The sequence below is a fragment of the Streptomyces sp. NPDC103540 genome (assembly GCF_055584445.1).
The window spans coordinates 1-14398 of the sequence record NZ_JBVJMA010000036.1 but is presented as its reverse complement, the minus strand read 5'-3'; the positions used below and the strand labels follow the sequence as shown (position 1 = coordinate 14398).

Annotated in this window: 16 protein-coding genes; 12 read left to right on the top strand and 4 right to left on the bottom strand. The window is 72.3% G+C overall.

Translation table 11 applies throughout. From position 1 onward, the window contains the following. Nucleotides 1-633 precede the first annotated feature (633 nt). On the bottom strand, nucleotides 634-1641 hold the full coding sequence (locus ACZ6ZI_RS40015; protein ID WP_469530025.1) for a hypothetical protein: 1008 nt from the start codon (nucleotides 1639-1641) through the stop codon (nucleotides 634-636). 368 nt (nucleotides 1642-2009) lie between these two features. Here ACZ6ZI_RS40015 and ACZ6ZI_RS40010 point away from each other — a divergent pair, with 368 nt between their 5' ends. Further along, complete coding sequence (locus ACZ6ZI_RS40010) at nucleotides 2010-2450, top strand: hypothetical protein (RefSeq protein ID WP_469530022.1); 441 nt, start codon at nucleotides 2010-2012, stop codon at nucleotides 2448-2450. Here ACZ6ZI_RS40010 and tpg read toward each other — a convergent pair. The 3 genes from tpg to ACZ6ZI_RS39995 are packed head-to-tail and all read right to left on the bottom strand — an operon-like array spanning nucleotide 2444 to nucleotide 3542. Next, complete coding sequence (gene tpg / locus ACZ6ZI_RS40005; RefSeq protein ID WP_469530019.1) at nucleotides 2444-2995, bottom strand: telomere-protecting terminal protein Tpg; 552 nt, start codon at nucleotides 2993-2995, stop codon at nucleotides 2444-2446. The genes ACZ6ZI_RS40010 and tpg overlap by 7 nt on opposite strands. Nucleotides 2996-2998: 3 nt before the next feature. Continuing rightward, a complete protein-coding gene (locus ACZ6ZI_RS40000) occupies nucleotides 2999-3253 on the bottom strand; it encodes a pRL2-19 (RefSeq protein WP_469530017.1) in 255 nt (84 codons plus the stop codon). A 37-nt stretch (nucleotides 3254-3290) separates the two neighbouring features. Beyond that, on the bottom strand, nucleotides 3291-3542 hold the full coding sequence (locus ACZ6ZI_RS39995) for a hypothetical protein (protein ID WP_469530013.1): 252 nt from the start codon (nucleotides 3540-3542) through the stop codon (nucleotides 3291-3293). A gap of 244 nt (nucleotides 3543-3786) precedes the next feature. Here ACZ6ZI_RS39995 and ACZ6ZI_RS39990 point away from each other — a divergent pair, with 244 nt between their 5' ends. The 11 genes from ACZ6ZI_RS39990 (at nucleotide 3787) to ACZ6ZI_RS39940 (ending at nucleotide 13610) form a co-directional block, all read left to right on the top strand. Beyond that, nucleotides 3787-4053, top strand: coding sequence for a hypothetical protein (locus ACZ6ZI_RS39990; protein WP_469530011.1), 267 nt, complete (start codon nucleotides 3787-3789; stop codon nucleotides 4051-4053). Beyond that, on the top strand, nucleotides 4050-4196 hold the full coding sequence (locus ACZ6ZI_RS39985; RefSeq protein ID WP_469530009.1) for a hypothetical protein: 147 nt from the start codon (nucleotides 4050-4052) through the stop codon (nucleotides 4194-4196). Before ACZ6ZI_RS39990 ends, ACZ6ZI_RS39985 begins: the two co-directional genes overlap by 4 nt. Then, complete coding sequence (locus ACZ6ZI_RS39980) at nucleotides 4193-4450, top strand: hypothetical protein (protein WP_469530006.1); 258 nt, start codon at nucleotides 4193-4195, stop codon at nucleotides 4448-4450. The genes ACZ6ZI_RS39985 and ACZ6ZI_RS39980 overlap by 4 nt, the downstream gene beginning before the upstream one ends. Next, the gene (locus ACZ6ZI_RS39975; RefSeq protein ID WP_469530002.1) at nucleotides 4447-4755 is read left to right on the top strand and encodes a hypothetical protein; all 309 of its coding nucleotides are present in this window, start codon (nucleotides 4447-4449) and stop codon (nucleotides 4753-4755) included. Before ACZ6ZI_RS39980 ends, ACZ6ZI_RS39975 begins: the two co-directional genes overlap by 4 nt. A 35-nt stretch (nucleotides 4756-4790) precedes the next feature. Further along, entirely contained in the window at nucleotides 4791-5834 is a 1044-nt protein-coding gene (locus ACZ6ZI_RS39970; RefSeq protein ID WP_469530000.1) for a hypothetical protein, read from the top strand. Between the two features lie 113 nt (nucleotides 5835-5947). Further along, complete coding sequence (locus ACZ6ZI_RS39965; protein WP_469529990.1) at nucleotides 5948-6370, top strand: hypothetical protein; 423 nt, start codon at nucleotides 5948-5950, stop codon at nucleotides 6368-6370. Beyond that, on the top strand, nucleotides 6367-6660 hold the full coding sequence (locus ACZ6ZI_RS39960; protein WP_469529979.1) for a hypothetical protein: 294 nt from the start codon (nucleotides 6367-6369) through the stop codon (nucleotides 6658-6660). Before ACZ6ZI_RS39965 ends, ACZ6ZI_RS39960 begins: the two co-directional genes overlap by 4 nt. Beyond that, nucleotides 6657-6821 carry a hypothetical protein gene (locus tag ACZ6ZI_RS39955; protein WP_469529976.1) on the top strand — a complete coding sequence of 55 codons (165 nt, stop codon included), beginning with the start codon at nucleotides 6657-6659 and terminating at the stop codon, nucleotides 6819-6821. Before ACZ6ZI_RS39960 ends, ACZ6ZI_RS39955 begins: the two co-directional genes overlap by 4 nt. Nucleotides 6822-6942: 121 nt before the next feature. Further along, complete coding sequence (locus tag ACZ6ZI_RS39950) at nucleotides 6943-9069, top strand: hypothetical protein (RefSeq protein ID WP_469529973.1); 2127 nt, start codon at nucleotides 6943-6945, stop codon at nucleotides 9067-9069. 27 nt (nucleotides 9070-9096) lie between these two features. After that, nucleotides 9097-11256, top strand: coding sequence for a hypothetical protein (locus ACZ6ZI_RS39945; protein ID WP_469529971.1), 2160 nt, complete (start codon nucleotides 9097-9099; stop codon nucleotides 11254-11256). A gap of 1016 nt (nucleotides 11257-12272) precedes the next feature. Then, nucleotides 12273-13610 carry a replication-relaxation family protein gene (locus ACZ6ZI_RS39940; RefSeq protein WP_469529969.1) on the top strand — a complete coding sequence of 446 codons (1338 nt, stop codon included), beginning with the start codon at nucleotides 12273-12275 and terminating at the stop codon, nucleotides 13608-13610. Nucleotides 13611-14398: the final 788 nt, after the last annotated feature.

The following is a 14398-nucleotide window of genomic DNA, read 5'->3' as shown; positions in this document are numbered from 1 at the left end:
CCCGCGGAGCGGGTCCCACAGCGCTGCGCGCTGTGTCAGGGAGGGCGAGGCGCTTCGCGCCTCGCTGGCCTAGGCGCGCTTCGCGCGCCTGGCCGTAAGGCCGGCCGCTTCGCGGCCTCTCTGAGAGTTGACATGACGCCCTCAATCCAGAGGGCTAGGGCTCACTTGGGTTCCCCCCCTCCGAAAGTATCGCCGCAGTTCAGAGCGCTGTGTCCGGAATGCCCTGGCCAAGGGTAGGAAGCTAGGGCTCATTTGGGTTCCCCTTTGTCCACAGTCGTAGAGACCTGGAGGCGGGGGGGGGGAACCCCAGTGAGCCCTACCGGCTGACCTGCGGAAACGCGCCTTTTCGTGCTCGGTATTTGAGAATCGTTCCCATTAGTGAGTTCCCGTCAGGAGTCTCAAGGGGCGAGAGTGCTGACAGGAACTCAGTTTCCTCCGGGTTCCCCCTGTCTGACGGCCCGTTTGGGGTGCGTGTTTCGCGGGCGCGGATTTTCCGAAGGGGGGGGGGAACTCAAGTGGCCTCTACGGTCCTACCTGCGGGAATAGGCGCCGCCGTGCGGCTCCTGGCGAGCTTGCGGGCGCATGGGTGGGCCCCGCGTCCGGGGCGTGGGCGCGGGGCCGTGTGAGGGGCGTTCAGGCGGTGAGGGCGTGTTCCCGGGGGAAGGGAACGAACACGCCCGTCCGGAGTCCGCTGCCCCCGGCGGGCGTTGCGGCCTCGCGGCAGTGGTCGCCGCCACACAGCGGTGTGCGGCCGGGGAGTTCCCATGCGGGCTGGTGGCAGAGGAGGCACTCGCCCGCGCGCGCCATCCCGTCGAACTGAACCCGGGCGGGGATGACGTGCGGGCGCTTGAGACGGGGCTCGTTGTCGAGGACGGTCTTGAGGTACGTGCGGGGGCTTGAGGGGCGCTTGTCGGCGCTGGCTTGGAGGATGTTGAGCAGGGCGTAGGCGGGCCAGCCCGCGGCGAGGTAGCGGGCGATCTCACGGGCGGAGAACTCGACCCCGGCCCGGCTGGAGAGAGCGTAGTCGAACCAGCGGAGCTGGTGGAGCAGCGCGCGCGCCAGCTCTGGCACGGTGGCCAGCGCCTCCCCTTCCAGCGGCGCAGCTTCGATGCCGGACAGGAGCGTGAACCGGTCCGCCTGCCGGATCCAGTACGGCTTCAGGTCGTTGCCAACCACCTCGACGTAGTCCTGCCGGAACTCGATCAGCGGGACCGGCTGCTTCGCGGTTCGTCCGGCCAGCACGCTGCGGTGCCGCTTGAGCGTAGCCAGGGAGAGGCCGGCCGCGTCGGCCCACTCCGCGTTGGAGAGTTGGCCGTCCCAGCCCATGCGGGCGGGGATCATCAGTGCCTTGCGGGTGGTGGCGTGGAGGCCGGGGACGCCGGCGGCCCAGGCCTCCGGGCCGGCGAGCGTGGGGAGGTCGCGGGGGACGCGGAGGAGCGTGCGGCGGTTGGTGTCGAGAACGCCGCAGGTCACGAGGTGGGCTAGGTGGCGCTGGACCACTTTCGGGTGGAGGTCGACCGCCGCGCCGATCTCGGCGTTCGTGGGCGGGTTGTCCGGCCGGTCCTCGACGCACTTCTTCAGGTAGCGGCCGATGGCGGTGCAGCTCTGGCACTTGCCGGGCGGGATGTTGCGGTGGGACACGCGCTCACCTTTCGGGATGCGCCGTCGCCTGGTGGAAGGGGAAGCACTTCTCCCCTACACTCAGCAACGACTTGCGTAGTCACGACGAGCCCTCCGGGATAGGTGTTGGAGCACCTGTGACCCCGGGGGGTTCTCGCCGTCTAGGGCGGTCTTGCGCCCGCCGTCCCGGCGGGTGGGGATCAGGCTACGCCCGATCTGATCGCCCGCTGTAGCCGTCGTATGGGCCAGTGGGCGTACTTGTTGGGGCCGACTTCGAGTTGATGGCCTGTTAGTTCCCGTCGTCTGTCTCGGATCCGTCAGTCTGGGAATTCCAGACTCGCCGAGTCAGGCGGTCTGTGAATTCCAGACCTACAGAGTCGAGGCGCGAAATGGCTGGTCAGGGCAATCCTTGGCTTGCGCACTTTGGGAACGGCGCGCCGGCGGAGGAGGATCTCCCGCCGGCTGAACCGCTGCTGCCCGAGGCTCCGGTTCCGGTGCCGGAGGCGCGGGCGGAGGTGCCCCCGGCGGTCGCGGAGGACGTTCTCTCGTTGCCCGTGCTGTCGGAGCCGGCTCCGACAGCACGTTGGGCCACGCTGATTCGAAAGGAAGCGCGACTCCGGCAGGATCAATTGGATGATCTTGAACGCCTCCGGCGCCGCGTTGCCGCCGCTCGAACCGATCGGCGTGAGGTGATCACCGACAACACCTTGATTCGGGTCGCGGTCGACTACCTCTTGATGCAGGCGGACGCGGTGGAGGGTGCCACGGAGGCGGAGTTGCTCCGCTCCTTGACCCACCCCGCGCGCCGGCGCCGACGTCCTCATCAGTAGGCCACGTCCACGTAGTCCACGTCCGTGATCTCGACGTCCAGGCCGTGAGCGCGGGCGCCCCCGTCGCGGAAGTAGCTCTCGCCGAGGCCGGCCCCCACGAGCGCTTGCAGCTCGGCTTCGCCGGCGCCTGCGTGGTAGGCGGCGAGCACGGCCGCGCTCCTGTCTGGGGTGATGTGCTGGGTGATCCGGCGTAGGCGGGCGTCGTCAGTCGAGCCGGCCGCCGCCGTGAACCCGAACCGGGCCCGGGTCTCGATGACCACGCCGCGCGCCGCGGCTTGCGCCTCCGCCTTGGCCTTCACCCGGGGCTGCCAGCTCTTGGCGGCCTCCTCTCGGAGGCGATCCGCTGATGCGCCTTTCGGCGCTTGGGTGCCTGCGAGCCACCGCTGGACGGTCCGTTGGGACACACCGACCCGGGCCGCAACGGCGGCGGTCGACCCCTTCTCGACGCGCATCAGGAACCGGAGCTGCGTCTCCGGCCGGGCCGGCGGCGGCCTGGTGGTGACGGCCGCGCGGGCGCGGTCCAGGGCGTCTCGGATCGCGCCCACGGGTCAGGCTCCCGGGGTGTAGGTGGAGCCGGCGCCGGGGCTGGCGGCGGGGCGAGGCACGACGGACAGACGGAGGCGCTCCCCGGGCAGCACGGTCATCTGCACCGCGTGGAACGTGCCGTCCGGCGTACCGAGTCCGTCTATCTCCAGGGCGGACGCGGGGATCTCCATGCTGCCTCCGGCCTCCATGAGCACGGCGAGCAGCATGGCGTGGGACATGTCCTCGGGGGAGGGGAGTAAGGGGCTCTGATCAGGCATTTCGTACCTCTCGTAGCTGGCCGGGGCCGGCGGTGGGTTAGCGGCGGGACTGCTGCGGGCGGACATCGACGCCGGCCTGGCCGAGCCAGGTGTAGAGGGTCTTGCTGCTGATCTTGGCCAGCTCGCGGATGCGGGTTCGGCCGGCTCCGAGTCGGGCCGCGTGAACGGCCGCCTCGCGTAGGGCCTGCATGATCCGGTCCACCTCTGCCTGTGCCGCGTCGCGGTCGGCAGAGAGTCTTGCGACCTCCACCAGCGCCTCCGCCTGCTGCTTTTCCGGGATGTCAACCATGTGTGCAGGGTAGCGGAATTAGACCCGTGGGTGAAGTACTTGTTTCCCATGTCCGTTCATGGCATCGTTGGTCTCGCAAGGCGGTCCGGCCAACACGGCGGATCGGCCGGGCATTTGATGCCCGACAACTGAATGCGGCCCCGGCCCTGTGGTGGAACACAGGGGTGGTCGGTGGTGGAACACCGACGTCCGGGGCCTGAGACCAACACCCATTCCTGACACAACCAGGGAGGTGCGGTCCTACATGGATCGTATCGAGAGTGTGATCACGATCGGGCACGAGGTGCCTGGTATCTACGCGGAGCCCCGCCGTTGGCACTGGGTGCTGACGGTGGAGGCGGCCGGCGGTGAGCGGTGGACGTACGACGGCCTGGTCGACACCCTGCCGTCCGCGACCCGCTCCGAGGTGTACGGCAAGGTGCTCGCCGGGATCGGCGCCGCGTACGGCGGCGGCCGGCTGACGGTCATCTCCTGGACGCTGGCCCCCGAGGTGCTGGGCGGTGCCCAGTGAGCGAGAACCCGGGAGCGGACGCGGCGACGGCCGCGAGGATCGCCTCCGCGAACGCGGCGGCTGCGGCGGCGGAGGCCGCGCGGCTGGCGGCGGAGCGGCTGCGGGCGCAGATCGCGGCGCAGCAGTCGGGCGGTGCCCGATGAGCGCGCGGTGGTTGGCGGCGTCGGCGGCCGTGGACGCGGCGGAGGCCGTGCGGCGGGACGCGGAGCGGGCGGCGGCGGAGGCCGCGGCGAACGTGGTGCGCGTGCAGGCGCTGCCGGAGGAGCCCGGGCTCCAGGTCGGTGCGCGGCTGGCGGCGCAGGAGCTGGCCTACCAGGCCGGTCTGGCGCGGGACGCGGAGGCGCGGGCGCTGCGGGCGGCCCGCGAGGAGTGGCAGCGGTCGGGCGGTGCCCGGTGATCGGGTGGACGCGGGAGCGCCGGCGCCACATCCGGCTGATGCTGGTGGCGGTTCACCTGGTGGTGCGGGCGGAGCGGTCGCCGGACCCCCGCCGCCTCGGCCAGGTGCTGCCGGCGGATGTGCTGGCCATGGTCTGGGGTGACTACCGGATGCGGGCCACGGACGTGGAAGCGACGGAGGCCCTGGCCGCCGCGCTGGTGCGGCGTGGCCACAGTGCCGCCCACCTGGCGCCCGACGCCGGCGCCCGGTACGAGGTCGGCCCCGTGATCGTGGCCTCCCGTGTGGTTGACGGCGGTGCCCAGTGAGCGGGTTCGGGATGCGGCGCACGGTGCCGGTCACGATGGCCGGCAGAACGCACGAGGTGCCGATGGAGGCCCCCTCCGAGCCGAGGGACTGGCGGAGGATCGGCCTGCGGGTGGCGCTGGCGGTGACGGGCGTTCTCACGGTCGCCTGCATCGTCTGGTCCACCGTTTCGATCGGCCGGCTCCTGGGCGGCGGGAACGAGGGCTACGTGGCCGCCGTGGTGTTCGACGCGGCGTGGCTGGTGGTCCTTCTGCTGGAGATGGTCCACCGCTACGACCGGCGCCGGCGCCGGCGGGCGCAGTGGATGGGCTGGGCCCTGCTGGTCATCTCCATGGGGGCACTCGCCGGCTACGGGATCAAGATCAATGACCCCGGGGTGACCTGGGGCGGGCCGGCGGTCTCGCTGGTGGCCAAGAGCCTGTGGCTGGCGGTCCTGGACGCGTTCCACCGCAACCTGTCGCCCGTCGCGGCCGGTTGGGTGGCGGCGGAGCGGGACCGTGCGTACGCGGAGCTGGCGATCGCCTCGGTGGACATGGAGGTGTCCCGGACGCGGGCGGCGGCGGCGCAGCAGCGGGCGGCGCTGGAGTACCGGTACGGGCCGCTGGAGATCGCGCCGGCGGAACCGGTGGTGGTCGAGCGGGTGGTGGCGCCGGCGCCGGCGCAGGTGCCTGTCGATGGGGCGGGCCTGCTGGAGCGGGCGGCGGCCGATCAGGTCCGGGCGGAGGCCTCTCTGAGTACGGCCGTGGACGCCGGGCTGCCGGTCCGGGATGTGCTGGAGCGTGCGGGACGGCTCCGCCAGGCGCCCCCGCGTCCTCCGGAACCGCCGGCATCCTCGCAGGTCAGAGAGCCGGAACCGGGCGGGATGTCCCGGCCGGCGCCGGAGCCGGCTCCGGATGAGCGGGTGCCGGAGCAGCGCCCGCCGAACTTGCGGGCGGCGGTGCACACCCTCTACGCCCTCGGGGTCGACGACCCCGATGACGCGACCAACCGGCTGTCCGCGCTCCTGGGCTCCGTGTCCCGCACGTCCGTGGACCGCTATCTGCGGGAGGCGCGGGCGGCGGCGTCGGCCAAGGGGCCGTAGGCCCGATCGAGTCGGAATCCGCGAAAGGCCGGCCGTCGTGCCGGCGCTGGATCAAGGATCGCCCCGGGGGCGGGCACCCGTCCGCCCCCGGGCTCCCGGAAGGGGAACAGACCATGAGCAACGAGACCGAGACCACCGAGACCACCGAGATCGCGCCGCCGCAGGGCGGGGTGTACGGGGCGCAGCCGCTGGAGCTGCTGAGCGCGGCGGGTCACCTGCTGCGGTGGCAGACGCGGTTGACGACGCTGGACCGGATGGGCGGGGTGCCGGCCGAGATTGGGCGGGAGTTCCGCCTGCACCGCGCGGCGCTGGCCGATCAGGCGGCGCTGATGACCGGGGAGCCGGCCGACGTCACGGAGGCGGAGCTGACCGCCGATGCGCTGTGGGCGGGCGACGCCGGCGTGCGGCGGGAGGACGAGCCGCGGGGCCGGTCCTACGTCCGCCGGGCGTACCGGGCGTGGCTGCTGGCCAACCCCGAGGCGGAGGCGGAGCCGGAGCTCGCCGGCGGCGCGTTCCGGCCCGGGGGCGGGCTGTGAGCCGGCTGCGGGACGGGCTCGTGTGGGTGGCCGTGTGGGTGCTGGCGAACCTGTGCGACGTCGCCATGGTGGCCGGCGCGGTCGCGGCGAACGCGTGGCTGTACGGGGCGGTGAGCCCGTGGACGTCCGCCTGGGCGACCGCGATGGCGGCGTGCGGCGCGTACGCGGCGGTGCGCCTGGCGCCGGTTCTGCCGGGCGGGCCCGGCGGCCGGCGACCGGTGAGCGACTGGGGGGCCGAGATGGCCGATCGGGTCGCGGACCGGGCCGGCTGGGCTTGGGAGGACCGGTGAAGCGCCGCCGGCGCCGCTACCGGCTCCGCCCGGTCGACGTCCCCGTCGGACCGGTCGACCCCGTTCCTGGACAGCTCGCCCTGTGGGTGACGCCGCTGCCCACCAGCACCACCAGCCACACGGACAACACCAGGCGAGGAAACACCTGTTCGGGTGTCTGAGCCTGGTCCTAGTCTCACGGGGAGTGATCTCCCCGTGACGGGACCCGGCGGGATGCCTCCCCGCCGGGTCCCCCTCCCCATCACATGACTGCCAGTCAGGATTTCAGGAGGTAGGCACAGCATGTCCTCACCGACTACCCCGGCACAAACGGGGATTGCGTCACACACGTCCGACCCGGCGGGAACCTCCGGGACGCCCGAGTCGGGTGACTACGAACTGGCGCCTCCCGCGCCCCGCGCGCAGGTGGTACCCGCGCAGCCCACCCCCGCCCCCGCCTCGGAGCCGGCCCCGGCCCCCGCGCCGGAGGAGGACCAGGAGCACGAGCAGCCGGCCCGGCCCGAACGCGCCGAGCGCGTGCCGGGCGGTCCTCTGCTGCTGAGCGCGCTCAACGCGGCCGGCCTGGCCGGGACGTCGGCCTACTACGCGGCCGGAGTCGCCGGCGCGGTCGTGCTCGGCGGGGCGGCGGTCGGCGCCGGCGCGGTCGGGACCGCGTACGCGTTCCGCCGCGCGACCCGTGGCGGACGCCGCGGAATGGGCTACGCCGGCCTGTCTCCGACCCGTTGGGGCCGGAGCCGGGACGCCCGCCGAACGGCCTCTCTGGGGGCCGGCTCCGGCTCCTTCACCTCCGGGGTCGGCGGACGCCGGGGCGGTAGCGCCTCCGGCTCCACCGCGTCCGGCGCCGGCGCCGGCGGTGGGAGCCGTCGTGCCGAACGGCGGACCGCCGCGGCCAATGTGGCCGGCGCCGGCGCCGGCGCCACCGCCACGGGCAGGGCGCCGGGCCGCACGGGCGCCGGAGCCCCCGGCGGCTCCGGGACGGGCGCGGGATCGGCGGACGGACGCCGGGGCCGGGGCGGCGGGTGGCTGCGCGGGACCGGGACGCGGGCCGCCGGCCGCGACGTCGCGGGGCGCGGCACCGCGGCCGGCCGGGACGGCGCCAAGAGCACTTCCGCCAGGCAGACCACGGCCGCCGCGCGACGTCGCGCCGGCGCCGGCGGCACCACCACGCAGCCGGCGCAGCCGGGCGCCTTACGGGGCCGCCTGAACCGCGCGGCGGCGTGGACGGGCCGCCAGCTGGCCGCGAACACCGGACGTGCCAAGCGCGCCACCACCACGGCCGGCGGGTGGGTCGGCCGCCGGCTGCGCGCGGTCCGGGACGGGTTCCCCAAGGCGATGGCGAAGGGCGGCCGGCTCCTGGCGGGTGCCTGGTCCGGTACACGTACCGCTCGCCGGGCCGCGCGGGCCAAGCTCCGCTACGCCCGCCGCGTGGGCTTCACCATGCTCCTGGCCGCGCTCGCCGGGATCGCCGGGAAGCTGCTGCGCCCCTTCACCTGGGGCTCGGGGAAGAAGCTCGCGCTGCGCGTGTGGAACTGGCGGGCGAATCGGATCCGCCCCAAGGAGGACGCGCTCCGCGCCAAGGAAGCCGCGGCCGATGCCGCCGACAAGCGGCGGCCCGTCCGCGCCACCGTGAACGACCCGGGCGCGTCCGCGACCGGGCAGGGGGGTGCGCCGGCCGGCGCGCCCGGAGGAGGTTCCAACGTGCAGCAGGTCTTCGCCCGCGCCGCCGAGGCGGTCGCCACCGCGTACGGCGCGTACTCGCCGCCCTCGATGCTGGCGGTCGCCGCCGAGTACGCGGGGCTGCCCGAGGGGATCCGGCACGCCGCGATGGCGATCCGGCACCTGGCGCTCAACACCGAGCAGGTCTACCCGGCGCACAAGAGCGTGGTCGAGTCGGTGTCGGCCGTCTACAAGGCGCTCGCGGCGGCGGCCGACGCCGCCGACGAGATCCACCAGACGTTCCGCGACGTACACGAGGCGGACCTCGCCCGCCACGAGGCACCCCGCAACGGGTACTCGGGTGAGGTGATGTGGAACATCGGCGGCAAGCCCGGCGACTCCGGCACCGCCCACCAGTCGGTGTTCTCCCGCTCCTGCGAGGCGGTCGCCACGGTCTACGCCACTTACCAGCCGGGGGTGATGACCGAGGTCGGGCAGGAGTACGCGTGCCTGCCGGACGGGATCGAGCACCTGGCGAGCGCGGTGCAGTCCCTCGCGGTGCACTCGGCGGACTCCTACCCGGTCAAGCCGATGATCGCGGAGATGGTCGCCGGGGTCGCCCACCACCTAAGGCGGGCGATCTCCGCCGCGTCCGACGTGCTGCCGGTCTTCCGCCGGGCGCACGAACTGGACCTGTCGCGGCACGAGTCGCCCCGCAACGGGGCCGCGGCCGAAGCCATGTGGAACGTCTGACCGCCTGTCTGAAGGGGATCACCAGCGATGAGCAGCAAGAAGCAGCCGGGCCGGGTGGACTGGACGGCGCCCCACCCGCCCGCGTGGGCCGCGACCAACGCGGCCGGGATCGCCGCCCTGACGGCCGCGGCCGGGCACCTGGCGAACATGCCGCCCGTGATCGGTCTCGCCGAGGGCGTCGCCGGCGCGGTGGCATCGGTGGCGGTGGCCACTCATCGCAGGTGGTCCACCCCCAACAAGGTCTACCGGGCCACCGCCTGGCTCCTGGCGGGCGGCTGGACGTCCTGGGCGCTGGAGGCGGGCCCGTGGTCGTCCTGGTGGCCGGCGACGGCGCTCGTGGCCGGGACCGTTCTCGGATGGGGCGCCAACGCCGCGTTCCGCGAGTACGAGCTCGGCGCGCCCGGCCGGCGGGCGGAGGCGCTCGCCCAGGCGCTGCGCGAGGAAGTGCGCGGCGAGTGGGAGGACCGGCTCCACCGCATCTGCGGGATCAGCGGCTGTCAGGTGGTCGGCGTCGAGACGTGGGAGGCGGAGCCGGGCGAGATGCCGTGCGGTTACACGCTGGAGTTGACTCTCCCGCCCCGGCAGACGCTCGCCTCGATCCAGAGCCAGGGAGACGCGTTGCGCGCCGACTTGCGTCTCCCGATCGGTTGCGGGCTGGAGATCCGCCACGGCCAGGACTACGGCACCGTGATCATCAAGGTGGAATTGGTCAACGCGGTAGCCCGAGATTTCCCCTACAACGCCGACCGCGCATTGACGCCCGGATCCATCAACGACGCCCTTGATTTCGGCCGCTTCAAGGACGGAACGAAATTCAGCACGAGCACTCTGCGATTCCACTGCGGCCTGGTCATCGGCCAGCCCGAGGGCGGCAAAACAAACTTCCTCAACGTGATCAACGCCGAACTCGCCCGCTGCGTCGACGTCCTCATCTGGCACATCGACGTCACCGGGGCCGGCGTCACCCTCCCCTGGCTCCGCGCCTGGGCACGGGACGGATCAGCCGCGGCTCCGGTGGTCGACTGGTCCGCCAGCACCGTCGAGGAAGCACTCGTCATGCTCCGCGTCGCGGAGGAGATCATCACCACCCGCAAGCGCGACTACCAGGACCTCATGTTCGACTCGAACACCGACCGGATCCCGGTAAGCGAGAACCTTCCCCAAATCATCATCGTCACCGACGAAGCCGCACAGCTCCCGCTCACGGTCCAAAAGGGATTGGACACCGTGAACAACACCGGGCGAGCCGCCGGAGTTCGCGGCATCAACTGCGTGCTGCGCGGAACACGCGAAATGGCTTCACCCGCCATGAAGGAAATGACACGCTTCCGAGTCGCCATGCGAGTGAGCGACGAAGCCGAGTACATGCACATTTTCAGCGACGCACGCGGCATCAAGAAGGAGGACGCCGCCTACCCCGGCAGCGGATTCGTGGAGGACGGCGCACAGAGCCCGAAGCCTTTCAAGGCCTACCGAATCGAACCGCATAACATCCTCGCCGTATCCAAGTCGGTTGCGGGATACCGCCCGAAGCTCGATGACGTGAGTCTCACCATCGAATCCGCGCAGTTCTACCGTGAACGCTGGGCGCGCACTCTGCCCATGCTCTACACGAACACCGACACTCTCTCCAAGGCCGCAAAGCAGGCAATGGAAGGATCGGTGACCGTAACCGCCGACGCATTGCCGGAGATTGGCGAATCGGCGCCGGCCAGAGTCGACATGGACGCGCTTTTCCCGTCCCTCACCAAAAACCCCGCCACGCCCGCACCCAACCCCCAGGAACCGCCGGCGCTGGCGTCGTCGGCCGACACCACACGCCAGTTCCGCGCCGTCCTGGACGACGCCATGTGGACCATGGACGACACCACCGCGCCCGCCCCGGCGCCGGCGCCGGCCCCGACCATCACCGCGCCGCCGACGCTCGCGGCCGTCCCGCCGTCCGCCATGGTGATCACCGACCGCTCGCAGCTCTACGCGCTCCAGAAGATCCGGGAGGCCGGCCCCGCCGGGCTCGGCGTGAGCGCGCTCGCGGAAGCGGTCAAGGACCACCCGGAGCACAGCCGCGACCGCAGCACCCTTCACCGCTGGATGCCCAGCTGGGCCGCCTACGGATACGTCGTCCGAGTCGACCGCGGGGCCGGCCAAGTCTCCTACGTCGCGACCGAACACCACCGCGCGGCATAACTCAGCGTCACCGCACACTGTTGCGTGTCGCGTGTCGCAACACCCCCAGAAGGGCCGGTCCCGGCCCCCTGGGGGTGTGTGCACCCCCCTCCCGCACGGGTGTTGCGACACGCAACACGCGACAGGTAATGACCGCCAGTGATCGGCGGCGCGGCGGCCCGCACGGGCCGGGCAAGCCCTTGCGGGCAAGCCTCGCCGGCGCTGGGCAAGCCCCCCTGGGCAAGCCTGTTCGGTCCGCTGGATCGTTCGCTGACGGTCTGCTGGGCCACCCGTTCGGTTCGCTGGCTGGCGGACGCCCAGCGGACTGCCAGCGACGTCTCAGCGATCCGCCCAGCGATCCGCCGGACGTCCGCCGAGGGTCCGCCGGGCATCTGTCGGACGGCGGTCCGGACCGCCGGCGGGGCGGACTCCGGGCGGACGTCCGGCAGATGATGTGGCGGACCGCTGGACCGGCCTGCACCGCCACGGCCACCGCCATGGGCACCGCCCGGCCACCGCCACGGCACCGCCACACGGTCAACCCGTGGCGGTGCCGTGGCGGTTCGCGTGGCGGTGCCCATGGCGGTCCTGACACCTGACACCGGACCGGTACATGTACCCCCGGGTGCTGGTGGGGCCCGGTTCTGACACCGGTCTGGAGACGGGTGTCAGACCGGGTGTCAGCCGGCCCCGGTCGTCCTGCGGGGCCGGCGGGCGCGGCCCTGTCACACCGCCCTGTCACACCGGGGGTCGGGCGGGGGGTAGAGGGGTCTAGCCGCTGGTCAGGGCCGTGACTGGCGCCGGTGTGACAGGCCGGTGTGACAGGCGGTGTGACTGGGCTGGGCAAGCCCCCCAGTCAGCCTGCGGTACCCCCTGTGGTGATTCCTGTGGTGTCCCCTGTGGTGATCTCCCGTCCTCTGCAAGGCATTTACGCAGGTCAGACCCCTTGACCACCTGAAGAAGGGACGCCGACACCTCTCTCTGTCCCTGATCCTGTAGAGGCAGAGGAAAACATGTGGCGGCGGCGGGAGGGCCAGATGGGCAAGTACGGGTCGACGACGAAGACTCGCGGGGCGGTTCTGGAGGCGTTGGGCGTGGTCAAGGTGGCGACGGCGGCGCAGCTGCGGGACATGACGTGTCCGGGGACGGCGGACGCCGGGACGGTGCGGGGCGGGTTGAAGGATCTGGAGGCGTCCGGCCTGGTGGTGTCTGCGGGCACGACGTCGCGGCTGGAGGCAGGCGGCCGGCGGGTCACCGAGAAGATCTGGTCGTTGACGGCTCCGGGGTTGGAGGCCGCCGCGCACGCGCTGGAGCGTCCCGTCCGCGAGATGGGTGGCACGGCGCGGGCGGCGGCGGCCTCCGGCGCGAAGCACGCGTTGCGCGTGACGGACGTGCTCGCCGCGTTTGTTCAGCGGCCGGTGGAGGCGCCCGGCGCCCCGGTCGCTGCGACCCGCGCCGTGCCGCGCCAGGCGGCGGAGCGCCGGCGCCCGCCGGGGCTGGGACCGATCGCGGCCTGGTCCACGGAGGCGGTCCTCCCGGTGGCCGGCACGTGGAGCTCGCCGGCGCGGGGCAGCCTGCGGGCGGACGCCGTGTTCGCGGCGCCCGGCGAGCCGGTCCCGTTGTTGTTCGTGGAGGTCGACAACGGGACGGAGACCCGCGCGGCGGTCGCGGACAAACTCGCCCGCTACCAGCGGTTTTTCGCGCGGCCGGCCACGGCAGGCGGGCAGCGGCCGTTGTGGCGGACGGTGTGGTCGGCCCCGGAAACCTGGAAGGGGGCGCACCCGCCGGTCGCGCTCGTGTTCACCAAGGATTTGGGGCCGGAGGCGATGCAGGCATGCATCAGGGGGATCGCGGAGCTGTCCACGCCGGTGTGGGAGGGCCGGTGGACGGCCGTCGGGTACGGGGACGCGGAGGGCGACGGCTACCGGAGCTACGACGGCGTGGTGCCGGTCGTGGCGTGCCGGTGGGACCGGCTCCGGGCCGACGGCCCACACGGGCCGATCTGGTGGCGGTACGGGCGTGAGCGGGGCGGTCAGACCCTCACCGCGGCCCTGTCCAACCAGGCCGACTCGTACGAGGCCTACTCGGCGCGAGAGGCGGTTCGACGGGCGGACCGCGAGGCGCGCGAGGCGGTGGCCCGGGTCGAGGCCGAGCGCGAGCGCCAGGCGGGCATGTGGCCGTGCCCGGTCTGTGGGACGGCGGTGTACCCGGACGGCTGGACCACCCAGGGCACGCCCTGCGACCGGTGCCGGCGCGCGGCGGAGGCCCGCCAGCTCCAGGAGGAGAAGGCCGCCCGACTTGCTGAAGAGACCGCCCAGGCGGAGCGCGACCGCCGGGCCGATGGCTGGCTCGGATGGCTCCCCGGCCGAAACTGAATAGCCCAACAGAAAGCCGCAGCAGCCCATTTGACGACCCGTGGCCCGAGACCCTATGGTCTCGGGCCACGGGCCATTCTGAGGCCCGCACACAGCCAAATGGAGGTTGTTATGGGGTACCACGACGAATCGGGTACGAGTCTCGGAGCGGGCGGAAAGTGCGAGGACTGCCGCGCCGATATCGTGGCCGGTTTCCAGCACGATGACGACTGCATGTACGCCGCCGAAGACGCGATGTACGACGAAGGATAAAACTCCGGAGTGTAAGGGGAACCTGCACCGGTTCCCCTTACAGATTCCCGCGAGAGCGTAAGGGGAACTTGGCCGAGTTCCCCTTACACATTCCGAGTTGGAGTTCGGCGGCTCCAATTCTCCGAAAACACCAGCGAATTCAATGTCTGAATACCGCTTCGCATCGCAGAGAAAAGAGCGACGCAGGAATCAACTCCAAGAATTCAGAAGGGGGTTGACAACCTAATTGTCCATCAGATATCTTGCAGTTGCAACGTGAGAGCGGGAGCCGAAAGACCAGCCCCGCCCCTCCCTCGCAGCCTGCCGGCCGCGAAGCGGCCCGGTCAGGAGCGAAGCGACTGACCCACCAGGCACGAAGTGCCTGGTCAAAGCCGCGAAGCGGCGAAACTCAGGCCGGCGCAGCCGGCCCGCCGAAGCGAAGCGCCGGCGCCCGGCCAACGGCCGGCCAAGGTCCGCGAAGCGGACCGCAATTGCAGGCGCGAAGCGCCTGCACTCTCTTCGAAGGCGCGCAGCGCCGAGAGACCCGCTCCGCGGGG